At 37.4% G+C, this 22,031-nt stretch carries 22 protein-coding genes and 1 pseudogene; 12 read left to right on the forward strand and 11 right to left on the reverse strand.

Features of this window, described 5'->3' with window-relative positions:
- Positions 1–57: 57 nt before the first annotated feature.
- Positions 58–486 (forward strand): CotY/CotZ family spore coat protein, encoded by a 429-nt coding sequence (locus V7137_RS13515; RefSeq protein WP_335698572.1) that lies wholly within the window; start codon positions 58–60, stop codon positions 484–486.
- A 37-nt stretch (positions 487–523) separates the two neighbouring features.
- On the opposite strand, the gene V7137_RS13520 is transcribed toward V7137_RS13515, so the two are convergent.
- The gene (locus tag V7137_RS13520) at positions 524–1,330 is read right to left on the reverse strand and encodes a glycerophosphodiester phosphodiesterase (RefSeq protein ID WP_335698573.1); all 807 of its coding nucleotides are present in this window, start codon (positions 1,328–1,330) and stop codon (positions 524–526) included.
- 247 nt (positions 1,331–1,577) lie between these two features.
- Here V7137_RS13520 and V7137_RS13525 point away from each other — a divergent pair, with 247 nt between their 5' ends.
- Positions 1,578–1,673, forward strand: coding sequence for a YjcZ family sporulation protein (locus V7137_RS13525; protein WP_335698574.1), 96 nt, complete (start codon positions 1,578–1,580; stop codon positions 1,671–1,673).
- A 34-nt stretch (positions 1,674–1,707) separates the two neighbouring features.
- Positions 1,708–1,839 carry a YjcZ family sporulation protein gene (locus tag V7137_RS13530; protein ID WP_335698575.1) on the forward strand — a complete coding sequence of 44 codons (132 nt, stop codon included), beginning with the start codon at positions 1,708–1,710 and terminating at the stop codon, positions 1,837–1,839.
- Positions 1,840–1,865: 26 nt separating this feature from the next.
- On the opposite strand, the gene V7137_RS13535 is transcribed toward V7137_RS13530, so the two are convergent.
- The 3 genes from V7137_RS13535 to V7137_RS13545 form a co-directional block, all read right to left on the reverse strand.
- Positions 1,866–2,288 (reverse strand): YkvA family protein, encoded by a 423-nt coding sequence (locus V7137_RS13535; protein WP_335698576.1) that lies wholly within the window; start codon positions 2,286–2,288, stop codon positions 1,866–1,868.
- Positions 2,289–2,410: 122 nt separating this feature from the next.
- Positions 2,411–4,150, reverse strand: a complete 1,740-nt coding sequence (locus tag V7137_RS13540) for an AAA family ATPase (protein ID WP_335698577.1) — start codon at positions 4,148–4,150, stop codon at positions 2,411–2,413.
- 147 nt (positions 4,151–4,297) lie between these two features.
- Positions 4,298–4,558: a hypothetical protein gene (locus tag V7137_RS13545; RefSeq protein ID WP_335698578.1), complete on the reverse strand. Its 261-nt coding sequence runs from the start codon at positions 4,556–4,558 to the stop codon at positions 4,298–4,300.
- A gap of 198 nt (positions 4,559–4,756) precedes the next feature.
- Here V7137_RS13545 and V7137_RS13550 point away from each other — a divergent pair, with 198 nt between their 5' ends.
- The 6 genes from V7137_RS13550 (at position 4,757) to V7137_RS13575 (ending at position 11,992) form a co-directional block, all read left to right on the forward strand.
- Positions 4,757–6,337, forward strand: a complete 1,581-nt coding sequence (locus V7137_RS13550; RefSeq protein WP_335698609.1) for a peptide chain release factor 3 — start codon at positions 4,757–4,759, stop codon at positions 6,335–6,337.
- A gap of 127 nt (positions 6,338–6,464) precedes the next feature.
- The gene (locus V7137_RS13555) at positions 6,465–7,565 is read left to right on the forward strand and encodes an SDR family oxidoreductase (RefSeq protein ID WP_335698579.1); all 1,101 of its coding nucleotides are present in this window, start codon (positions 6,465–6,467) and stop codon (positions 7,563–7,565) included.
- 15 nt (positions 7,566–7,580) lie between these two features.
- A complete protein-coding gene (locus tag V7137_RS13560) occupies positions 7,581–9,119 on the forward strand; it encodes an aldehyde dehydrogenase family protein (RefSeq protein ID WP_335698580.1) in 1,539 nt (512 codons plus the stop codon).
- Between the two features lie 106 nt (positions 9,120–9,225).
- The gene (locus V7137_RS13565) at positions 9,226–9,693 is read left to right on the forward strand and encodes a hypothetical protein (protein WP_335698581.1); all 468 of its coding nucleotides are present in this window, start codon (positions 9,226–9,228) and stop codon (positions 9,691–9,693) included.
- A gap of 305 nt (positions 9,694–9,998) precedes the next feature.
- On the forward strand, positions 9,999–10,757 hold the full coding sequence (gene sigI, locus V7137_RS13570; protein WP_335698582.1) for an RNA polymerase sigma factor SigI: 759 nt from the start codon (positions 9,999–10,001) through the stop codon (positions 10,755–10,757).
- Positions 10,754–11,992: an anti-sigma factor domain-containing protein gene (locus tag V7137_RS13575; protein ID WP_335698583.1), complete on the forward strand. Its 1,239-nt coding sequence runs from the start codon at positions 10,754–10,756 to the stop codon at positions 11,990–11,992. Before sigI ends, V7137_RS13575 begins: the two co-directional genes overlap by 4 nt.
- A 42-nt stretch (positions 11,993–12,034) precedes the next feature.
- Here the strand turns inward: V7137_RS13575 and V7137_RS13580 are convergent, their stop codons facing one another.
- From V7137_RS13580 to V7137_RS13600, 5 genes are all read right to left on the reverse strand, one after another.
- Positions 12,035–12,226, reverse strand: coding sequence for an alpha/beta-type small acid-soluble spore protein (locus V7137_RS13580; RefSeq protein WP_218345830.1), 192 nt, complete (start codon positions 12,224–12,226; stop codon positions 12,035–12,037).
- Positions 12,227–12,380: 154 nt separating this feature from the next.
- Positions 12,381–13,706, reverse strand: coding sequence for a (Fe-S)-binding protein (locus tag V7137_RS13585; protein WP_335698584.1), 1,326 nt, complete (start codon positions 13,704–13,706; stop codon positions 12,381–12,383).
- Positions 13,703–15,115, reverse strand: coding sequence for a glycolate oxidase subunit GlcD (gene glcD, locus V7137_RS13590; protein ID WP_335698585.1), 1,413 nt, complete (start codon positions 15,113–15,115; stop codon positions 13,703–13,705). The genes V7137_RS13585 and glcD overlap by 4 nt, the downstream gene beginning before the upstream one ends.
- A gap of 127 nt (positions 15,116–15,242) precedes the next feature.
- Entirely contained in the window at positions 15,243–16,364 is a 1,122-nt protein-coding gene (locus tag V7137_RS13595) for a CdaR family transcriptional regulator (RefSeq protein ID WP_335698586.1), read from the reverse strand.
- A 110-nt stretch (positions 16,365–16,474) separates the two neighbouring features.
- Positions 16,475–16,828: a DUF3905 domain-containing protein gene (locus V7137_RS13600; protein ID WP_335698587.1), complete on the reverse strand. Its 354-nt coding sequence runs from the start codon at positions 16,826–16,828 to the stop codon at positions 16,475–16,477.
- 139 nt (positions 16,829–16,967) lie between these two features.
- On the opposite strand from V7137_RS13600, the gene V7137_RS13605 reads away from it, so the two are divergent.
- On the forward strand, positions 16,968–17,129 hold the full coding sequence (locus V7137_RS13605) for a hypothetical protein (RefSeq protein WP_166257651.1): 162 nt from the start codon (positions 16,968–16,970) through the stop codon (positions 17,127–17,129).
- On the forward strand, positions 17,129–17,266 hold the full coding sequence (locus tag V7137_RS13610) for a hypothetical protein (RefSeq protein ID WP_218345825.1): 138 nt from the start codon (positions 17,129–17,131) through the stop codon (positions 17,264–17,266). The genes V7137_RS13605 and V7137_RS13610 overlap by 1 nt, the downstream gene beginning before the upstream one ends.
- 19 nt (positions 17,267–17,285) lie before the next feature.
- Here V7137_RS13610 and V7137_RS13615 read toward each other — a convergent pair whose 3' ends face one another.
- Both V7137_RS13615 and V7137_RS13620 read right to left on the reverse strand, forming a co-directional pair.
- On the reverse strand, positions 17,286–19,031 hold the full coding sequence (locus V7137_RS13615; RefSeq protein WP_335698588.1) for a B12-binding domain-containing radical SAM protein: 1,746 nt from the start codon (positions 19,029–19,031) through the stop codon (positions 17,286–17,288).
- Positions 19,032–19,154: 123 nt separating this feature from the next.
- A pseudogene (locus V7137_RS13620) lies at positions 19,155–20,843 on the reverse strand (L-lactate permease).
- 329 nt (positions 20,844–21,172) lie between these two features.
- On the opposite strand from V7137_RS13620, the gene V7137_RS13625 reads away from it, so the two are divergent.
- Positions 21,173–21,901 (forward strand): FadR/GntR family transcriptional regulator, encoded by a 729-nt coding sequence (locus tag V7137_RS13625; protein ID WP_335698589.1) that lies wholly within the window; start codon positions 21,173–21,175, stop codon positions 21,899–21,901.
- Positions 21,902–22,031 lie beyond the last annotated feature (130 nt).

Below are 22,031 nucleotides of genomic sequence, written 5' to 3' on the forward strand. Positions count from 1 at the left end.
TACTAGAATATTTTAAAATAAGGGACAGTTGAGTGGTAACAGGGGAGGAGGGAAAACATGGGGGAAGAACGGTGTCAGGAGCACTGTTTATGTAATGAACTAGAACAACTTCTTGAAGAGCAACAAAGATTATCCTTCAATGATTTTAGATTTGTGTGTGATAAGATTGGATATGATACCATTCCGTTTGTCCTTTCAAATGGGAAATGTGCTTTTGAGGTATTTGGAAGAACAAGAAATGGTAAATTCTTTACAACCCAAGTGTTCCGAATAGAAAGTCTCGATTCCAGACATTGCTGCGCAACATTATCGCTGCTCTTGCCGGTAGATATGGACGGATATCCAGTAGAATTGTGTGATGAGGTATTTTCACTTGTCAAAACAGATAATTGCATTATTGTTGATTTGTCTTGTTTTTGTAGTATTAAACCTTTATCACCTAAATTAGTAAATCGGGAGCTACCCATTGTTGAACCAAAATGTTAAAAACAAAGAGGGTCTAATGAATAGACCCTGCTTTTTCTTAAGATAAATCTGGAAAGTCACTGACAATACCTTCAACATGTAAATTTTTTATTGCCTTTAAGTCATTTTTCCTTTTAACTGTCCAAATAATTGTTTTAAAGCCATGGAGGTGAATTCTTTTAATCATCCGCTTATTCACCATGGATATTTTCGGATTTACATACGACACATAGCTAGCAAAGGACTTTAAATTTTTGTTCGAAATCATCTTCAAACCTGCATTTCTTACCAAAATACCAATTGGAATGGAAGGCAGGAGTTCATGAAAACGTTTAAGGGATTCACGATCAAAGGATTGAACAATAATTTGCCTGTCACCTGTAGTAAACTCTCTTTTCATTAGTTCCTCCGCAAGTTTTTCCTCAATTAGGGGATAAAGCGATGGTTTTTTTAGTTCAATTAAAAAGCCTATTTTCCCCGCAAACTCATCAAAAACTTCAGAGAGAGATGGTATTTTCTCGCCCGCAAATTTACGATGAAACCAACTTCCTGCATCAAGATTTTGAATTTCCGGTAAGGTAAAATCCATTACTTTCCCTTTTCCATTCGTTGTTCTGTTAACGGTTGAATCATGAATCACAACCAGTTCACCATCTTTAGTCATTTGAATGTCAAGCTCTAGGTAGTCAGCACCTAATTCTAACGCTTTTTGAAAGGATGAAATGGTGTTTTCTGGACAGTAGCCTGCTGCACCTCTATGGCCAATTTTCAAGGGGGAGTGTTGTTCAGTTTTTACAATTAATCGTGTTATTGCCCGAAACAGTAATGCGAAAAGGATAACTAAAAGGGTAGCAGGGTTCCTCAAGTTGTGGGCTCCAATCTATAATTATTTGTGAACATGGTATGAAAAATAAAAAGAAATGTCAATTGAAAGAGGATAAATTTGTAAATTATTTTTTTCTAGGCTCATATATGCCTTTAATTAATTAGTTTTGTACCTAAGAATGGGCTTCTTCTTTTTTTTCAAAACTAGGTATTTAGGATATGTGTCTATCGCACATTTTTGACCAAGTGAATAGGATATATGGAATTAAGAAAAGGAGGTAATTTAAATGTCAGGTGCAGCTGGTGGCATGGGCGGCGGATTTGCCCTTGTAGTCGTTTTATTTATTTTGTTAATCATTATTGGGGCTTCATGGTGCTACTAAGAAATCGATTAAGATAAAAAGGAGGTCTTGATACATGTTTGGATATGGATATGGTGGATATGGTGGATGCGGTTACGGCGGCGGATGCGGCTACGGCGGTGGATTTGCCTTAATCGTTGTATTATTCATCCTCTTGATCATTGTGGGTGCAGCTTGCTTTAGATAAAAAAATAAAAAAGTGGACCCGCTTGGTTAATCAAGCGGGTTTTCATATTGAAGAATGTTAGCTCGTTTCCATTTACTAAATGCATCTAATTCGGTTGAAATTTTCTTTACGGTATAACCAATCAACGCTGCATCATCAAGGATTCCAAGACCAATGATGAAATCTGGTATTAAGTCTAGAGGTGAAACAAAGTAAAGCAGGGTACCGATAACGGTAAGGATGGTGCTTGGTGCGATATTTTTATATTCTCCTTTTGAATATGCTTTAACTAATTCAAAAAATAATTGCAGTTTATCCCATACTTCTCCTAAACTTTCTTTCTTCTCGTTCGCCAATTTTATCGCTTTGTTAAGTAACCCTTGTGTTTTTTGCGGATTGCCGAGGTAATCCTTTGCTTCGTTGTTATATTTATACTGCTCTTTTTCAAACATCTTAGTTTTACCGAACAATTCGTTCACTTCCTTTATGTGAAGTCAAATCTTAGTTTACCACCAAATCAAAAAAACATAAGATATTTCATCATAAACAAAACCAGGCGCTCGAATTAGCACCTGGTTTTCGTTGGCTATTTTTATACTAATACCACGTTATCACGTAAGGTTGTCCGTGTTCCCCAAACAATCTCTTCAATTTCAGAGCCTTCAAGTGTTTCTTTCTTTAATAAAGCATCAACTAATTGTTGATACTGATATTGATGGCTATTTATAAGATTTTCTGCTTTTTCTAAAGCTTTCTCAAATAGCTCTTGCATCTTCTCTTCTTTATCTTGTTTTTTGAATGTCAATGTAAAACCATCTTGAAGCATTCCAGTGTCCACCATTTGTTCAATGATTTGTTTGGCCTGCCCGACGTCGCCGCTAACACCGATGCTGTGCTCTCCAAGATGGATTCTCTCGGCAACTCCACCAGCTAAAACCATTGCAACCCGCTCTAGGAGGTCACTGGTTGTCGACAAATGCAATTCCTTAGGAATCGGGGCAACATACCCTAACGCCTCGCCACGCGGGATAATGGTTGCTTTTCTGACTGAACCCGGCTTTGTTAATGAAGCTACAATGGCATGGCCTGCTTCATGAATGGCGACCCTTCGTTTTGTTTCATAATCTTGTAAGGATCGGGAAGTGTTCCCTAAGATCGTCCTATCAAGAGCATAGTCAAGGTCATGTTTTTGAATCATATCTTGTCCATTCCGTACCGCTCTTCGACTAGCAGTTTCAAATAGAGACTGAAGCTCGGCACCAGAAAAACCTGAAGTGCTTTCTGCTAGTTCATCTAATTGTGCAAGAGCATCCTTGGAAAATGACTTGTCATTGGCATGTATAGCAATAATTTCTCTTCTTCCTTTTGTATCAGGAAGTGGTACATGGAAAGAGAAATCAATTCTTCCTGGACGAAGAAAAGCATCATCCAACATGTCTTTGCGGTTTGTGGCAGCTATAAAAAGGATACCATCATTAGGATGGCCGCCATCTAATTGTACAAGTAATTCTGTTAAAGTTTTTTCTGCTTCTTCACCGCCATGTGCCTTTCTTTTGGCGGCTAAAGCATCCACTTCATCAATAAATATAACTGCTGGACCTTGTTTTCTTGCTGCCTTAAACAAGGAACGAACCCGGCTTGCCCCCACTCCAATAAACATTTCATTAAATGCCGATCCACTAGCTGAAAAGAATGCAGCATTTAATTCACGTGCGATTGCTTGAGCAAGCAGAGTTTTACCAGTACCTGGAGGACCATATAAAAGGATGCCCTTTGGTGGTCTAATCCCTAATTTGGCCGATCGATCCGGTTCTTTTAAGGTAGAGACTGTTTGTAATATTTCTTCTTTCATTTCGTCTCCGAGTCCACCGACATCTTTAAAGGTAATCGAAGGAAGTGTACGAGACTTGGCAACACTATTCTTCATAGAATTATTTAGTCCAAAGCCGCCTTTTGTTTTCTGTAGAGCGAATGCTGCTCCAGCCAAGAGGATAATTACACCGCCCAAAATCCATTTTCCATATTTACTGCTCGTTGAATATGAATATTCAATATTATATTTAGCAACCAACTTATCTACCATTTGGCTATTTGGTGGAACATGGGAAACAAATACCGCGTCGCCAGTATGAATATAAAGGCTTCCATCGGGCTTTTCAATGATTTTAACGACCTTTCCTTGTTGAGCTTGTATGGTTTTCTCAACAGAAGAAAACGGAATCGCTACTTCATTATTAGTGCTCTGAATAACCCAGACGATTCCTGCAATAACTAATATAAACGCTGCAATTAGCGGAATAAACTTAGAAACTTTTTTTATATTTGGCTTCAATTTTCTTCATCTCCTTTAACAAGGTCATACTCTATTATAAAGGAGCTTCCAGAAAAATGGATGTGGGAATCGTTGGGAAACACAGTATCCTTAAGCATAAAAAATAACCAGCACGATTGTAATATGTGCTGGTGTGGTTTCTAATGGTTATGATAATAAGCGAAGATGAGGGATGATTGGCATTAACACACTTTGAGCGATGGCGCCAATACTTGCACCGATACATGATGCTTTACTCCATTTAAAAACATGAACTTTTTCGTCTTTTCCTTCATACAAAAATAATAACTGTTCGTTTTCTTCAGCAATTCCAATTTTTTTAAAAGGAATTTTATTTTCGTTTAGAATAATTTCAAAGGCTTTATGCAATAAATTCAAGGTCTGTTGGTCAATTTTAGTAATATCCAAGGTATGTGCCTCCATTGTGGTTATGTATTCACGGTACCTATATTCATCATTACCGCTACCTTTCATTATATTCTTTCTACACACTGGATTAAAGAAATAATCGCTTTTGCTCAATTGAAATATTGCAAAGTTCCGGTTGGAGAGATAAGATTGAAGTTATGGACAAAAATTTTTATTGTCAAAAGTGAGGAAAACGAAATGGGTAACAATTTTAAAGAAGAAGTATTGTCACGCCGGACATTTGCGATTATATCCCACCCAGATGCCGGAAAAACCACGCTTACGGAAAAATTATTATTATTCGGTGGCGCTATTCGAGACGCTGGAACTGTCAAAGCGAAAAAAACGGGTAAGTTTGCAACAAGTGACTGGATGGAAATTGAAAAGCAACGGGGAATTTCGGTAACTTCCAGTGTAATGCAATTTGACTATGAAGGTTTCCGAGTTAACATTTTGGATACTCCTGGGCACCAGGATTTCAGTGAAGATACGTACCGAACCTTAATGGCTGTAGATAGTGCTGTGATGATCGTGGATGCTGCCAAAGGGATTGAGGCACAAACACTTAAGCTTTTTAAAGTATGCCGGATGAGGGGCATTCCTATTTTCACATTTATGAATAAACTCGATCGTCAAGCAAAACCGCCACTTGAACTTTTGGCAGAATTAGAAGAGGTTCTCGGTATTGAATCATATCCAATGAACTGGCCGATTGGGATGGGGAAAGAGTTCCTTGGAATTTATGATCGTTATAACAATCGAGTTGAACAGTTCCGTGTGGATGCAGAAGACCGATTCATTCCATTAAATGAAGACGGAGAAATAGCTGGTGACCATCCACTTAAAAAGTCAGGGCTATATGACCAAACACTAGATGAGATTATGCTGCTAAATGAGGCTGGAAATGAGTTTTCAGCAGAAAAAATTGCAGCGGGCGGATTGACACCAGTTTTCTTTGGTAGTGCGCTGACTGCCTTTGGAGTACAGACATTTCTAGAGTCTTACCTCCAGTTTGCTCCGCCGCCAATGGCACGGAATTCCACTATTGGTGAAATTGATCCGTTAGGGGAACAATTTTCAGGGTTTGTGTTTAAAATCCAAGCTAACATGAATCCTGCACATCGAGACAGGATTGCTTTTGTTCGAGTATGTTCTGGAAAATTTGAGCGGGGAATGTCAGTAAATATTCCGCGTCTAAATAAACAAATTAAGCTCTCTCAATCGACGTCATTTATGGCTGAAGAACGTAATACGGTAGATGAAGCCGTTAGTGGAGATATTATCGGGTTATACGATACTGGCACATACCAAATTGGTGATACCTTGACATCAGGGAAGAATGACTTTCAATATGAAAGACTGCCTCAATTTACACCAGAATTGTATGTCAGGGTTTCAGCCAAAAACGTTATGAAGCAAAAATCCTTTTATAAGGGAATTCAACAACTGGTTCAAGAAGGGGCTATTCAGCTCTATAAGACAATTAAAATGGACGATTATTTATTAGGTGCAGTTGGTCAATTACAATTTGAAGTGTTTGAGCATCGGATGAGAAATGAATATAATGCAGAGGTATTAATGGAACGAATGGGTTCCAAAATTGCACGCTGGGTAGATAGTGAAACGGTAGATGAAAATTTATCAAGTTCCCGTTCACTTTTAGTTAAAGACAGGTACGACAATTATGTATTTTTGTTTGAAAATGAATTTGCACTCAGATGGTTTCAAGAGAAAAATCCAACGGTTAAACTCTATAATCCAATGGATCAACATGATTAAGAAAAGTGGCGGATTAGAAACCCGCCACTTTTTTTATTTCTATTAAACTGAAAATTCAGACTAATTTCCTGTGGACAAATCATTTCTAAGGACTCTACAATGATTACAATCGTCTTAAGGAGGAGATATGTTGGAAAAAGGGTTCTTTTTTACTGGTTTTCCTGGGTTCATATGCAATCAATTGATACGTGAAGTTTTAAAAAGAAATAATGATAATGGTACATTTTATGTCCTGGTCCTGCCAGATATGGTGGAAAAAGCAATCAACGAATCGACAGCAATTATTTCGGAATATGGGCTAGAGCAGTCCTCTTTCAATATTATTGTTGGAGATATAACAAAACCTTTTCTTGCTATTACGGACGAAGTACAGGAAGTTTTACAACAAAGGGTTACCCATGTTTTTCATCTAGCTGCTATTTATGATTTAGCTGTTCCAAGGGATATTGCCCAAAGAGTCAATGTGAACGGAACGGAAAACGTCAATGAATGGGTAAAACGATTACCAAACTTAGTCAGATATATTTATTTTAGTACTGCCTATGTGGTTGGAAATCGAGAAGGAACACTTTATGAAACGGAACTAATCGCCCCGAGTAGTTTTAAAAACCATTATGAAGAAACAAAATATGAAGCGGAAGTTTTGGTCGAAAAACTGAAGTCAGAAGTGCCTGTAACTATAATTAGGCCAGGGATTGTCAAAGGTCATTCCCATACAGGTGAAACCATAAAATTTGATGGGCCCTATTTTATTATGAACTTCATGGATCGGTTAAAATTTCTCCCTCTTATACCACGACTAGGGAAAGGTGAAGCCTATGTGAACCTTGTTCCTGTAGACTATATTATTCAAGCCACTACGTATCTTAGCCAATTAGATAAAGCCTCTGGAAAGACGTATCATCTTACAGACCCTCATCCATATCGTGCTTCAGAAATTTATGAAATAATCATGCAAGAAATGCTAAACAAAAAGCCAAAAGGAATGGTACCCTTAAAATTAGGAAAATGGTTCCTGTCTTTTAAACCAGTGCGAAAATATTTAGGAGTAGAAAAAGAAGCGTTGGATTATTTTACTTGGCAAGGAAGCTTCGATTGCACACAGGCTGTTACTGATCTAAAGGATTCAGAGATATCCTGTCCTGATTTTAAAGATGGGATGAAACCGATGGCATCTTTTTATTTAAAACAAAAGGATAACCCAGCGTTTCAAATAAAAATTTTATAACAAGGGTGAAGACCTATGGACGAAATTCAAGAAAAGCTTAAAGTAATTGCCCCAGCAACAGGAGAGCAGATTGGAGAAGTTTCAGAAACGCCAGTTAATCAAGTGGATAGATTTTATCAAAAGGGTAAAACTGCATTTAAGCAATGGAGTAACCTGACTTTTTCAGATAGGGGAAAATATCTGTTAACGCTAAAAGGCATCATCGTTGAGGAGATGGATGAAATAGCTAAAACCATTGCTGCGGATACCGGAAAAGTGGTTACCGAAGCTTTGATTGCAGATATCATGCCGACTCTAGACAGTATTGATCACATCATAAACCATGGTGAGAAAATTCTTCTGAGGAAAAAAGTAAAAACGCCTCTTTTATTGATTGGGAAGAAATCATTTATTGAATACATGCCTAGGGGTGTAGTATTAATTATTTCACCATGGAATTATCCCTTCCAACTTGCGATGGTTCCGATGCTGAGTGCTTTGGCATCAGGAAACACCGTTATCTTAAAACCATCGGAAGTAACTCCTCTTGTCGGGAAATGTATTGAGGAACTTTTTGTGAAAGCGGGCTTTCCTGTGGGAGTAGTACAAGTTGCCCATGGTGGGAAAGAGGTAGGGGCAGCATTTACAAATGGAAAACCGGATTATATTTTTTTTACAGGGTCTGTCCGAACGGGGAAAATGATTCAACAGGTCGCGGCTAAAGAGCTAATTCCAACAACGCTTGAACTTGGCGGCAAGGACCCGATGATTGTGTTTGCTGATGCTCATTTGGAACGTGCTGCAAAAGGGGCAGCATGGGCTGCATTTACCAACAGCGGCCAAGTATGTATGAGTGCAGAAAGACTTTATGTTGAAAAGACAATCTATCCCCAGTTTTTGTCCTTACTAAAAAAAGAGATTCTAACCTTAAAACAGGGGACAGATGAAGATGCTGATGTCGGTTCGATGACCTTCCCGGCTCAAAAAGAAATAGTAATGGACCAATTAGAGGATGCATTGAGGAAGGGAGCAAAACTAGAGACCGGTCTACTGCCTGGTCAGTGGGAAAGTGGATTGTTTTTACCTTTAACGGTAGTAACCAATGTAAGCCATGAAATGAAAATAATCCGGGAGGAATCCTTTGGGCCACTTCTTCCTGTAATACCATTTGAGAATGAAGAAGAAGTAATTCAGCTTGCAAACGATACCGTATATGGATTAAATGCTAGTGTTTGGACAAAGGACAAAAATAAAGCGAGAAGAGTAGCCTCGAAACTCGTATCGGGTGCAGTTGTTATTAATGATGCAATTATAAGTATCGCAAATCATGGTCTTCCTTTTGGAGGAACAAAACAAAGTGGAATCGGCAGGTACCATGGGGAAGCAGGATTAAGGATTTTTTGTCATGAAAAAGCAATTGTCGAAGATTCCGGCCGGAAAATTAGTGAAATCCATTGGTATCCTTATAAAGGGAAATTTCCGTTATTTCTACAACTCTTTAAAAGTTATTTTCGCACCAATCGTGATTGGGTTACCTTTGCTATAACCTACCTGCGTATACTCAAAAAGAATTAAGGTTGGGAAAAATTATTATATATACGCTATTTTTTGGCAAATTTGGATAAGCTAAGTTGAGGTGTTTTTTAGTTAAAAAATATGCCATGAGAAGCGGGATTGTAAGATGAAAAAGATGAGCAAACTCGAAGCAGTTTTATGGAATATTGCTTTTCCTGGATTTAGTCAGTTGATATTGGGACAATATATCAAAGGGATTTTATTTGTTGCATTAGAGGTAATGATAAATGCCATGAGTCACTTTAATATGGGGATTATGTATAGTTTTTTAGGTGAAATTGACAAGGCAGAGGCAGTTATTAATTACCAATGGCTTATGTTTTACCCCTGTGTCTATATGTTTTCCATGTGGGACGGTTATCGAACTGCAATGCCTGAAAATGAAAAAAACTCATTTTTACCATTTGTCTTTTGTGCCTATTTTGTTACAGTTGGTTTGATGCTATCACCTAAAATTACGATCTTTAATATTCATCCTGGACCAGTATTTTTACCGATGTTGTTTTTAATTCCCGGATTACTTGTTGGTTTTGTGATTAAATTTTTAGTGTCATTAAAACAAGCAAATCAATAAAAAGCTTCAAATCAGGATTTTCCTGGTTTGAAGTTTTTTATTGGGAAAAATTTTTCAAAATGAACCCCCACAAATTGCTTTAGATGATACGTAACTATGTAGTGAAAAGAGCAATTTACCAAATATAAGGGGGAGAAAGAAGTGGATAAGGAGGTAAGGAAACAAAGACAAAAAAATAAGTACTCGCTTTAAATAATAGATAGGAAAAGATAGCCATTCTTGGGGCTATTTTTTTCAAAATGCCTCACCCCAAAAAGTCCAAGATAACATTCGTATGTTATAATTGGTCGAATAGAGGTGAGCATATGCTAGGTTTATTGTTTATGGCCAAAAAGAATAAGAAAAAACAAACGAAAACATTAGAAGAAATGGTCCTTCTAATTCAACAAGGTGACCGTTCTCTACTTGACGAAATTATTAATTCCTATAAACCATTTATTGCTAAAACAGTATCTTCTGTATGCAGAAGATATATCTATGAAACCGATGATGAATTTAGTATTGGACTCATCGCATTCAATGAAGCGATTGAAAAATATTCAACTGAGCGAGGAAATTCCTTGTTGAGTTTTTCAGAAGTCATTATTAAAAGAAGAGTAATTGACTATATCCGTAAACAATCCAAAAATCAACACTTAAGTTTTGATTTAACCAATGATCCTACCGACGAAGAATCCGCTGGAACAATAATTGTTAACGAACTCTCACTAGATGATTACCAAAAAAAGAATGACGAACAATTAAGAAAAGATGAGATTGCTCACTTTCAGAATTTATTAATTACCTTTGATTTGAGTTTTAATGACTTAGTTGAGAATTCACCTAAGCATGTTGATGCTCGAAAAAATGCCATTATTGCAGCAAAGATGTTAGTAGAAAATGAAGAATTAAAAGAAATGTTATTTACAAATAAGCGTCTTCCCATTAAACAATTAGAAAAAATGGTAGATGTCAGCCGAAAGACGATTGAGCGCAACAGGAAATATATTATTGCCATTGCACTTATTTTAGCTAGTGATTATGTGTATATGAAAGATTATATAAAGGGGGTGCTTGACACATGAAAAAGGGAATTATTATGGATATCGATGATGAATTCCTTACGCTTTTGACCCCAGAAGGTGAGTTTTTACATACTCGAAGACAAAATCAGCCGTATGCGGTTGGGGAGGAAATTCACTTTTTTCCAATTGAAAGGGTTAAAACTTCAAATCCTTTTCATCCGTTAAAAACGATTCTTAAATATAAACCGGTCTGGGCACTTATGGCCGCATTCGTTATTTTATTTAGCTCATTTTTCACAATGTATCAAAATAATAAAGCATATGCGTATATGTCCATTGATGTTAATCCAAGTATCGAACTTGGTGTAAATAAGAAAATGCAAGTAGTTGGGATAACTGGTAATAACAAAGTCGGTAAGAAGTTTGTCTCGAATTTGAATAACTGGAAAAAGGAAAATGTTTCTAAAGTTGTACAAACAATCTTAGTTGAACTGAATAAAGAAGGTTATTTGAATTCTAATGAACAGGTCATCATTTCCACAGTGCGTACCAAAGAGCCTGAGGTTAAAGTGGAAAAGAAACTTAAAGAAAATCTTAAAGTAATTAAAGCATCAGTAGACAAGCAAAAGGTTGGCTCTACATTCCTAAATGCAACGCAGGAAGAAAGGGAAAAAGCTCGTAAACTTGGTATTCCTATTGTCAAATACCGAGACCGAGACAACAATACAAAAACTTCATTCAATCGAACAAATACAGAGAAAACAAAGGATAATCAGTCAACAACTGAAAATAAAGCTACCACTACAAAACCTAATAAATCCATTCCTTCAGGACCAATCAAAAAACAAACAGAAAATAAGGCCCACCAAAATAAGAACAATGATTTGAAAAAGCAACCTGAGAAGAAATGGATCAATGGTAAATCTAATGCACCTGGACAATTGAAAAAGATTGAGGAAAAGCAATTAAAACAAAATCAGTGGCAGCACAAAAACCAAAGTAACAAAAGAGAAAAAGGGGCAGAAAACCAAAAATCATTAAACCAAGAAGACAATAAAAAAGAAGACAATAAAAAAGAAGACAATAAAAAAGAAGACAATAAAAAAGTAGACCATACAAGTAAATGGAAAGAACATAAATGGAAAGATCGTAATACAAATACCGGCAAAAATAATAATTACAAGAACAACAATGAATCTAAATGGAAAAACAAAGAAAAAGATAAACATAAAGAGGATGGCAGACAAAGTAAAAAATCTTATGAAAACCATTGGAGCAATCAAAAGTATAGATAAAAGTCCGGATATGATCCGGACTTTTTTTCCATATTTATGAAGTTATTTTCCTGATAGTTGTGCTTGTGCTTGTTGTACGAGGCGTTTTGTAATTTCCCCGCCAACAGATCCATTTGCTCTTGATACTGTATCTGACCCTAAATTAACCCCAAATTCTTGGGCAATTTCGTATTTAACTTGATCTAAATATTGTTCAATCCCCGGTACCAACAATTTGTTTCTGCTATTAGCCATTTTATTCAACTCCTTATTTTCGGTACAGAGATAAATTACCTCTGTACAAGTATTATTAATTAAATTTGGTGTTTTATTAGTGGTAATGTTTTTCGTTATTGGATATAAATTTTTTTGATACAGAGTAAAAAAAGAGCCTACTGGCTCTTTTTAATTACTCCTTCACTGCCTCCAATAAGAGGTCAACAATGTGTATGCCTCTCATTTTCTCAGAGAGTCCTTCCTTTTCAATTCCAACCTTCATTTGTAATAAGCAGCCAGGGTTGGCAGTGACGATCGTTGCAGCTTGAGTGTTTTTCGCTTGTACCATTTTGTAATCAAGCATTTTCATCGACATTTCTGATTCGATGATATTATATATTCCTGCCGAACCACAGCACCGATCTGCCTCTTTCATTTCCTTATATACCACTCCTTTAATCGATTGAAGAAGTAGTCTTGGGCCAGAAGCAGTTTTCATGACATTCCTAAGGTGGCAAGAATCCTGATAGGTAATAATCTGATTTGGCAGTTCTAGTTTTACCTTTTTAGGAAAACCAACGGACACCAAAATCTCTGATACGTCCATAATTTTTTCTGCAAATTTCTTAGCTCGATCCTTCCATTCTGGATCGTCCTTAAGTAAATGATCATAGTCTATCAAGAAGGCTCCACAACCACCGGCATTAGTGATGATAAAATCAACATTTAAATCTTCAAAGGCTTTGATGTTTCTTTTTGCGAGTTCCTTTGAACCTTCCTTTTCGCCACTATGACCGTGCAGGGCACCACAGCAAGTTTGGTTTTGCGGTATGACTATTTCGCAGCCAGCCAACTGAAGTAATTTACAAGTCGCATCATTTGTTTTTAAAAACATTGTATCCATTAAGCAACCACTAAAAAAGGCAACGCGATGAAGCTGGTTTCCAATTGGTGATAAATGTTCCGGGCGATTTTTCATTTCTTTTAAAGTTGGTACTTTTGGCAGAACTTTTTCGATTGTCACTAAACTTTCTGGTAAAAGTCCTAAAAAGCCAATTTTTCTCGATATGGTTTGAATACCTGAGCGTTGATAAAATCCAATTAATCCTGTTAAATTTCTCATCCGATTTGGGTGAGGGAACAAGCCTTCAAATACGGTTTTGCGAACGACCCTCGTGGGTAAGGAGAAACTCTTGTTCTGATGGATAATGTCTCTCGCTTCTTCAAGCAAATGACCATATTTCACCCCCGATGGACATACGGGTTCACATGCCCTGCAGCCAAGACAAAGTTCTAGCGATCGTTCAAAATCCTCATCAGGTTCAACTAAACCATCAACGACAGCCTTCATCATAGCTATTCTTCCTCGGGGAGAATGGGATTCTTTGTAGCCAGATTCGATATAAGTTGGGCAAGTTGGCAAACAAAACCCACAACGCATGCAATTTAATAATTCATCTTCATTCATTCGTTCTTTAAACTGCTCTTGGATGATTTCTTGTTCCTTCACTGATGTCATTTTGAAACCACCACACGTTTCCTGCTATCTTTTGCGAAAACCTTTCCAGGATTCATAATATTATTTGGATCCAATGCTTGTTTAATGGCCTTCATCACAGCAATTCCTTCTTTTCCTAGCTTTAATTCAAGATAAGGTGCTTTCACAACGCCGACTCCATGCTCGCCAGTGATGGTGCCGCCAAATTCAATCGCCTTTTCAAAAATTTCCGCAAAAGCCATTTCTACTTTTTCCATTTCTTCGTGATTTCTTGAATCAGTTGGACATGTTGGATGTAAATTCCCATCTCCGGCATGGCCAAATGTACAAATATCAAGCTTATACTTTAGCGCGATTTCATTTATCGCACTTACCATTCTCGCAATTTCCGACCTTGGAACAGTGGCGTCCTCAAGGATGGTAGTTGGCTTAAGACGTGCAAGGGCCGATAGGGCCGTACGTCTTGCTGTTGTTAACTTTGCTGCTTCTTCCTTTGATTGTGCCACTTGGACTGAGACAGCACCTTCTTGCTTACAGACTTCAATTATCTTTTCTAAATCACGATTGACAACCTCGAGTGTCCCATCCTGTTCGATCAACAATACTGCTTTGGCATCTGTTGGCAATCCGATTTGTGCATAGTCTTCAACAACCTTTAATGTCGGTTGATCAAGAAATTCCAGAGTTATTGGAATAATTTTGTTTGCAATTATTTTTGAAACCGATCTGGCTGCTGATTCAAGGTCCTCATACAAGGCAAGCATCGTTTTTTTTGTTTCAGGCATCGGAATCAGCTTTAATGTGGCTTCGGTTATAATGCCAAGTGTTCCTTCTGATCCCACCATTAGACGAGTTAAGTCATAGCCGGCAACATCTTTAGCCAATTTTCCTCCAGTCCGCATTATATCACCGTTAGCCAGGACAACTTCAAGGCCAATGACATAATCCCGAGTTACACCATACTTCAGCCCGCGTAATCCTCCGGAATTTTCACTAATGTTTCCAGCGATGGCTGAAACTTTCATTGAACCAGGATCAGGCGGATAGAAGAGCCCTTTTGATTCAACCGCATTCGCAATTTCAATGGTAATGACCCCTGGTTGAACGGTTATGGTTAAATTTTCTTCATCGAGTTCAAGAATTTTGTTCATATGCTTGAAAAGGAGAACAAGTCCACCTTCAGTTGGGCATGTTCCTCCACAAAGATTAGTGCCTGAACCACGTGGCACGATTGGAATTTTGTGATGGCTACAAATTTTTACAATTTCAGAAACTTCCTTGGTGTTTCTTGGACTAATAACAGCATCCGGCAATGACTGTAGGTTTGGCGTCGAATCATAAGAATAAGATAGCCTTTCGATTTTGGAATCGTCAAAATTTTCCTTGGTTACAATTGCTACTAATTTTTCCTTCACAATATTGGAAATCATACCTTTTCCCCCAATTTGAATGATTGCGCTTACAAATTTATTTAACTTATATACGTAAACTAACTAATTATAGTATAAAAAAACAGGCCTCTGCCTGCTATGGATAAACATCTAAAAAAAGTTCGTATTATTTATTGATTTTTGTTTGTTCATCTAAAAATAAAAGTGCCAAATACATGGTAAGTAAATCATGAATGTTATTTGGACTCAATTGTGTCAATTCTTCTGCTTTTTTTAAACGGTAATGCAGGGTATTAATATGAATATGTAATTTATTAGAAGTGTTCTTTAACGAATGATTTTGCTTAAATAATTCATTTAAGGTTGCAAGCAGATCCACTTCTTTTAAGAGTGGACCAATCGTCCTGCTAATGAAATCAGATTTTGTTTTAGGACTGATTTCTTCAAAAATCATTTCAAGGGTTAAATCTTCATCGAAGGTAATATTCCCAGTTGCCTTTTTGATTTTCAATGATCTCTCGGCTTGTCGATAGGAAATACGGATATCGTGTGGTTCTGCGGCTTGGCCGACACCTGCTGCGGCAAGAATTCCAAAATTATTTGTTAAAAAATTAAAAAATTGCATCAGCCGCTTCTCAATACTTGCTCGAGAAGGACCATTCGAGCAATTTATCAGAAGAACCATCCTTTCATTCCCAGATCGCGCCACAACTTCTTTCGTATTATGCTTGAACCAATTAAAGATGGAAGACCAATTGTCTCTTGAGAGAGGAGAGTTTAACCCTAAAAATTCCATAATGACGACAGCTCGTTTGACCTCAATGTCGATAGATAAAAGCTTTGCTCTGTTTTGAAAAGTTTCGTCCCACTCCTTTGCTTGAACCCAGTCCATTACGAATGATTCTACGGCACGGGTATGCCAGTCAAACTGCTCGGCATAATAATTTTCACTTATGAGAAGTTCGGTCATTTTTCGGATAATTTCACCAAAAGGTGTTACCTTTTGGGGCTCTCCCGTTATTCCAATGACACCAATGACATCATTTTGGAAAAAGATAGGGAAATTAATGCCGGCTTTAACACCTTCTAATTTCAATTGATCTTCTTCTGTAATAATCCGCTTTCGCTTTTTTTGTGATGCCAACAAGGCCCCTTCATGAAAGGTACCTACTCTGATTGAGTCTGTACTAGCGATAATATGACCTTCTGTATTTACGACAATAATATCCTCACCAATTAACTTCTGAACTTCTTTGACTATTTTTTCAGCTAATTCAGGTAATAGCAATGTGATCACCTCCGGAAACTCTGCCTTTATTATAGCAGTGTCTGTCTTTGAACAGTCTGAAAAAAACACTCTGGGTGAGGAGGCCCAGAGTGTTGCTAGAATTCATTATATCAATCACTTCCTTGACTAACATCTTTTGAGGGATGCATAAAAGGATATGCCTGTGGTTTCTTTTTACTTTCTAATAACTCTCGATTTTCGCTTGTGTTCCAGCCAATATCATTTGTTGGATGGACCCATTCATCTCCTGCCATGATAGAGGGATCCGTATCCTTTGACCAATTTTCTAATGGGGAATTAGGGGAGGCATAAATACTATCTCCAATTGTAACACCACTTTTATTTACAAAGGGAGGCTCCATTTTAATACCTGTACCCTCAAAGCTAGGGGCACTAATTTGGTGTGGCATTGTTTCATTTAGGCCGACCGTTTCGGGTGCTTTTGTATTTTTCGCTTTTTTCATTTTCACTTCACTCCTGTTTTTTCTTATTTTCTTCGAGTACTGCAATTTTATGAATGAAAAATAAGGAAAGGAATGATTACCTTTATTTTGTTTCAAACTATGGAAGTAAGATTAACTATTTCTTTGGGAGGATTAATTGATGGCTAAGCGTAAAGCAGAATTTGATGCAGTAGAAAAATATACAAAGACACCTCATAAAAATGTTCAGGAAAGTGAATTTTCAGCTGAGTTTACTGATAATAACAATGCGATTAGATTTCAGAATCGAAATTCGAAATTAGGGAAAAAGGGAAGAAGTTAATGAAAAGCCGCCGGAAAACCCCACCACGGATTCCTACTGAAGAATTCAGCATCGAATTTGGCGATGTTAACGGCTCAAAATTGTATGATATTATGCAGGTGACACAAAAAGGGAAGAACAATAATAAAAAGAAATAAAGCCGGCAATGCCGGCTTGTTATTTTTCAAGAAATGAGAATATAAGGGTTTGACCTTTGATTGGATCGAAATAAGCTAATAGACAGGAAGGTTGCTTGGTAATCTTCCCGGTTGTTTGAAGCTCAGATAAATGAAAGGACAGTTCTTCAAGCATAGTATGTTTGTATAATTCCTTTTCATCTAGGCCTAAGTCCACAAACGCTTGTCCTAAAAGTGATGGCTGTTCGGAAATTTGTTTGTAAATTTTTGTGCGCTTTTCCTTATCGAAACTCGATTCCCACCATGGTTTTCTCGGCTTATATTTGTGCTTTAGAAGATAATCATATTTCATTAAGCCAACAATAATATCAAGGTCGGCAATATTCTCATATTCCAGGAAGGTGTATAGTCTTCGAAATAGGTCTTCCAGTTGATGACCGATCCTAGACCAGCCTTGACTTTCCCAAAAAGAACCAAACTGTTGGAAGAAGTCAAACGGTGAAGGGAATACATTGGTTATTAAGTATTCGACAGTTGCATCCATTCGGTGATCATTCCAGTATTTTTCTAACACATCTTCTACTTGCTTAATTCTAACAATATCATCAAAAGGAAGGACATTATTGCTTAAGATTTCATATGGAGAATGGTCCATATAAATATAATTGTGTTCTTCAGCACGAAGGCGGACTCCAGTTCCTCTTAGCATTTTTAGAAACCCTAACTGCAGCTCTTCTGGACGTAACTCAAAAACATCGTTAAAAGTCTTTCGAAAAGAAGCATAATCTTCCTCAGGTAATCCAGCTATTAAATCAAGATGCTGGTCAATTTTTCTACCTTCCTTTACCATCGAAACTGTCCTTGAGAGCTTCGCATAATTTTGCTTGCGCATCACAAGCTCATTGGTAAACTCATTGGTTGATTGGACCCCGATCTCAAAACGGAAAAGGCCCTTTGGTGCCTCTTGATTCAGAAAATCAATTACTTCAGGGCGCATGATATCTGCAGTAATTTCAAATTGAAAAACAGTTCCAGGTAGATGTTCATCAATTAAGAAGCGGAACATTTCCATTGCATAACTCCTGCTAATGTTAAAGGTACGATCGACAAATTTAATGGTTTTAGCACCATTAGCCATCAAGTATCGTATATCTTCTTTAATTTTTTCACGATCAAAATAGCGGACACCCACCTCAATCGATGACAGGCAAAATTGGCAGCTAAACGGGCAGCCACGGCTTGTCTCAATATAGGCGACTCTTTTACCTAAATTGGCGATGTCTTCAGGGAAGCGATAGGGTGAAGGTAATTCCTTAAGGTCCAATTTATTCATTTGGGGAGTAATGACAACCTGTTGATGATCACGGAAGGCAATTCCAGGAACTTTTTTATAATTTTGATGTGTTTGGATTTCAGCTAGCAGTTGTTTAAAAGTTTGTTCCCCTTCCCCCATAACAATGAAGTCAACCTCAGGAATTTTCTCCATCCATTCTCTTGTATCATAAGTAACTTCAGGTCCTCCTAAAACAATAAGAAGCGATGGGTCCACTTTTTTTAACAGATTCACAACTTTAATGGTTTCCTCGATGTTCCAGATATAACAGCTAAATCCAATTACGTCTGGTTTCTGTTGATAAAGATCTGTTACGATATTTAGGATGGGGTCCTTTATGGTATATTCTTTAATTTGTATAGTAAATTCCGGTGCTGCATACGCCTTTAAATAGCGAATCGCAAGATTTGTATGGATAAACTTAGCATTCAAGGTGGAACAAATTACATTCATATAAAAACTCCTTTGCATAAATGAAAACAATATTTTATTATAACTTATTTTAGTCCAAAAGGATAGGATGCAAACATTCAAAAAGCCCATGCCACATGGGCATGAGCTTTCGTGTAAGTTCAATTAAGGAATCATCCAAGATAAAACACCGTTTTGTAAAAAGGTAAGTATTCCGACAATGATGACTAGGAAAAAGCTATGTTTAATGGTGAAACGGAATAAATCGGATTCTTTTCCTGCTAATCCTACAGCTGCACAGGCCACTGCAATTGATTGCGGTGATATCATTTTCCCTGTTACACCACCTGAAGAGTTGGCCGCAATTGCAAGTACTGGGTCCATTCCGATTGAAGTTGCTGTAATTTTTTGCAGGTTACCGAATAATAGGTTAGCTGATGTATCAGAGCCAGTAATGAATACTCCAAGCCAGCCAAGGAAAGGCGAGAAGAATGGGAACAATACTGAACCAGTTTTTGCTAGAGACATACCAAGAGTGGTGCTCATACCAGAAGCATTCGTTACATATGCAAAACCAACCACGGAACCAATTGTAATTACTGGATATTTTAACTCATTGATGGTTTCCAAAAAAGTTACAACCCAATTTTTCCAAGAGATGCCGACAATGAATTTTGTAATAAATGCTGCAATTAAAATTGCAGTTCCAGCAGCTCCGAGTAATTCAAGTTTGTAAACAGCTGGAGTCGGAACACCCGCAGCGTTCACTATTTTATTGTTCAAGAGAGGCACTTCAGGCATTAATGTTACTGCATGACCGATTGAATTAATTGCATTTAAAATAGCGTTTCTGCCCTCATAATGTCCTGTTAAGGCAAGTTTAATTGTAGGAATTCCCCAAACAGATATAATGCCTGTTAGTACAAGGAACGGAGACCATGCCTTGAAAATTTCTCTACCTGTATAATGAACTTGTTTAGTTTTTAATTGTTTAGCTGTAGAAGTAATGGCAAGTTCTTGCTCTGCGGCAAAGCGGAAAATAGTTTTTGGCTTCCAGAACTTTAAGAAAATAGCTAGTGCGAATAACGAAACAAGTGCAGAAAGGATATCCGGAAGTTCAGGGCCAATAAAGTTAGAAGTTATATATTGTGTAAGTGCAAAGATAATTCCTGATACTAGAACAGCGGGTAATACCTCCATGGTTTTTTTAAATCCTGCCATAATAAATACTAAATAGAATGGAATAAAGACAGATAGAAACGGTAATTGGCGACCTACCATTTTGGAGATTTCCATTGCTGGAATTCCAGTTGGACCTTCTACTGCAATGATTGGAATCCCAATTGCTCCGAACGCTACTGGTGCAGTGTTTGCAATTAAACATAGACCCGCAGCATATAAAGGATTAAATCCTAGTCCAACTAGTAAAGCAGCGGAAATGGCTACTGGTGCACCGAAACCTGCAGCGCCTTCAAGGAAGGCTCCGAAAGAAAACGCTACCAATAATGCTTGTAATCGGCGATCCTCTGTGATTGATAATACAGATTTACGAATAATATCAAACTGACCTGTTTTTACGGTAAGTTTATATAAGAATACGGAAGTAATGATGATCCAGCCGATTGGAAGAATTCCGTATACCGCACCTTGTGATGCGGACATAAATGCCATACCTGATGGCATTTTATAGGCAAATATTGCAATCACTAAGGCGATCGCGAGTGTCGATATTCCAGCAAGATAGCCTTTCATCCTTTTAATAGCTAAGGCCCAGAAAAACTAAAGACTAGGAATAAGTGCTACAACAGCGGATAGTGCGAGATTATCTCCCACTGCGGTAAAATTTTGAGTAATAGCTTAATCCCCCCGAATTAGCTTTTTTAGATTTTTTCCCAATTAATAATGTCTGCCCTCCTTCACTAGAGTAACCGCTTACAAATGGTGACTAGGTCATCAGATGACTAGATGTTTGATGGTGCTAAAATGAATTATATGGATGATTTGGAAGAAAGACAATCCTTTTTTTAAAAAATTTTATCAATTCAACTAAATAATATTTCCATATTAAAGATGATGAAATACTATTTTTTTATGATATTCCTGATGTTTGATGCAGATTTTTATAAAAACTGTATAATATAAAGTGCGTCCGTTTTAAGAAATGCTTGTTAGGGGCTGGATGGGTGAAATATAAAAAAATTAAACCAAAGAAGATATATGAAGAAGTAGCAGAGGCTATTTATGATATGATTCGAACGGGTCAGGTAAAACCTGGGGAAAAACTAGATTCAGTACAACAGCTGGCTGAAAATTTCCAAGTGGGGAGGTCAGCGATCCGTGAAGCGTTAACCTCATTAAGAGCAATGGGTCTCGTTGAAATGAAGCAAGGGGAAGGTACATTCGTAAAGGAATTTGGAACTGAGCAAATTACCTTTCCACTATCAACTGCCATTTTATTGAATAAAGAGGATTTCGCTCAACTATTAGAGGTTCGTAAGATTATTGAAATTGGTACCGCGGCAGCGGCTGCTAAAAAAAGAACGAGTCAGCATCTTGAAATGATGGAGAAGGCTCTCGAAGAAATGAAGAGTGCCCAAGGGGATGAAACACTCGGTGAAATAGCAGACTTACAATTTCATTTTGCCCTTGCCGATGCAGCGCAAAACCCTCTTTTACTAAGCTTGATGAATCATGTTTCAGGTTTAATGGGAGAAACGATGAAAGAAACACGACGTGTTTGGCTCTTTTCAAAGCAAACCACGGTTGAACGACTGTATGAAGAACACAAGGATATTTATGAAGCCATTAAAGAGCAAGATGAAGAAAAAGCTCGGAATTTAATGCTTGTTCACTTAGAAAATGTTGAGGATATACTGCAACAGTATTTTCAATCTGCTCATTTATCTAAATAATTTAGTATAATCAAATGGATGTCATAAACATGTAGTTCCAATCTCTTTTGGAACCGCATGTTTTTTTATTATTTAGCTCTGTAAAAATTGCCTGTTGATTTCCGCTTCAGGCGCTTCGCTTTCCGCGGGC

Source organism: Neobacillus drentensis (assembly GCF_036962765.1).
In the GTDB taxonomy this organism is placed as follows: Bacteria; Bacillota; Bacilli; order Bacillales; family Cytobacillaceae; genus Neobacillus; species Neobacillus drentensis_C.

What these genes read in the sequence shown, in the direction of transcription:
- V7137_RS13550 (WP_335698609.1), top strand. Translation starts at nt 4,757, where the DNA reads ATGGGTAACAATTTTAAAGAAGAAGTATTGTCACGCCGGACATTTGCG.
- V7137_RS13575 (WP_335698583.1), top strand. Translation starts at nt 10,754, where the DNA reads ATGAAAAAGGGAATTATTATGGATATCGATGATGAATTCCTTACGCTT.
- glcD (WP_335698585.1), bottom strand. Translation starts at nt 15,115, where the DNA reads ATGATTTCCAATATTGTGAAGGAAAAATTAGTAGCAATTGTAACCAAG.
- sigI (WP_335698582.1), top strand. Translation starts at nt 9,999, where the DNA reads ATGCTAGGTTTATTGTTTATGGCCAAAAAGAATAAGAAAAAACAAACG.
- V7137_RS13605 (WP_166257651.1), top strand. Translation starts at nt 16,968, where the DNA reads ATGGCTAAGCGTAAAGCAGAATTTGATGCAGTAGAAAAATATACAAAG.
- V7137_RS13565 (WP_335698581.1), top strand. Translation starts at nt 9,226, where the DNA reads ATGAAAAAGATGAGCAAACTCGAAGCAGTTTTATGGAATATTGCTTTT.
- V7137_RS13515 (WP_335698572.1), top strand. Translation starts at nt 58, where the DNA reads ATGGGGGAAGAACGGTGTCAGGAGCACTGTTTATGTAATGAACTAGAA.
- V7137_RS13585 (WP_335698584.1), bottom strand. Translation starts at nt 13,706, where the DNA reads ATGACATCAGTGAAGGAACAAGAAATCATCCAAGAGCAGTTTAAAGAA.
- V7137_RS13560 (WP_335698580.1), top strand. Translation starts at nt 7,581, where the DNA reads ATGGACGAAATTCAAGAAAAGCTTAAAGTAATTGCCCCAGCAACAGGA.
- V7137_RS13525 (WP_335698574.1), top strand. Translation starts at nt 1,578, where the DNA reads ATGTCAGGTGCAGCTGGTGGCATGGGCGGCGGATTTGCCCTTGTAGTC.
- V7137_RS13600 (WP_335698587.1), bottom strand. Translation starts at nt 16,828, where the DNA reads ATGAAAAAAGCGAAAAATACAAAAGCACCCGAAACGGTCGGCCTAAAT.
- V7137_RS13615 (WP_335698588.1), bottom strand. Translation starts at nt 19,031, where the DNA reads ATGAATGTAATTTGTTCCACCTTGAATGCTAAGTTTATCCATACAAAT.
- V7137_RS13580 (WP_218345830.1), bottom strand. Translation starts at nt 12,226, where the DNA reads ATGGCTAATAGCAGAAACAAATTGTTGGTACCGGGGATTGAACAATAT.
- V7137_RS13555 (WP_335698579.1), top strand. Translation starts at nt 6,465, where the DNA reads ATGTTGGAAAAAGGGTTCTTTTTTACTGGTTTTCCTGGGTTCATATGC.
- V7137_RS13530 (WP_335698575.1), top strand. Translation starts at nt 1,708, where the DNA reads ATGTTTGGATATGGATATGGTGGATATGGTGGATGCGGTTACGGCGGC.
- V7137_RS13610 (WP_218345825.1), top strand. Translation starts at nt 17,129, where the DNA reads ATGAAAAGCCGCCGGAAAACCCCACCACGGATTCCTACTGAAGAATTC.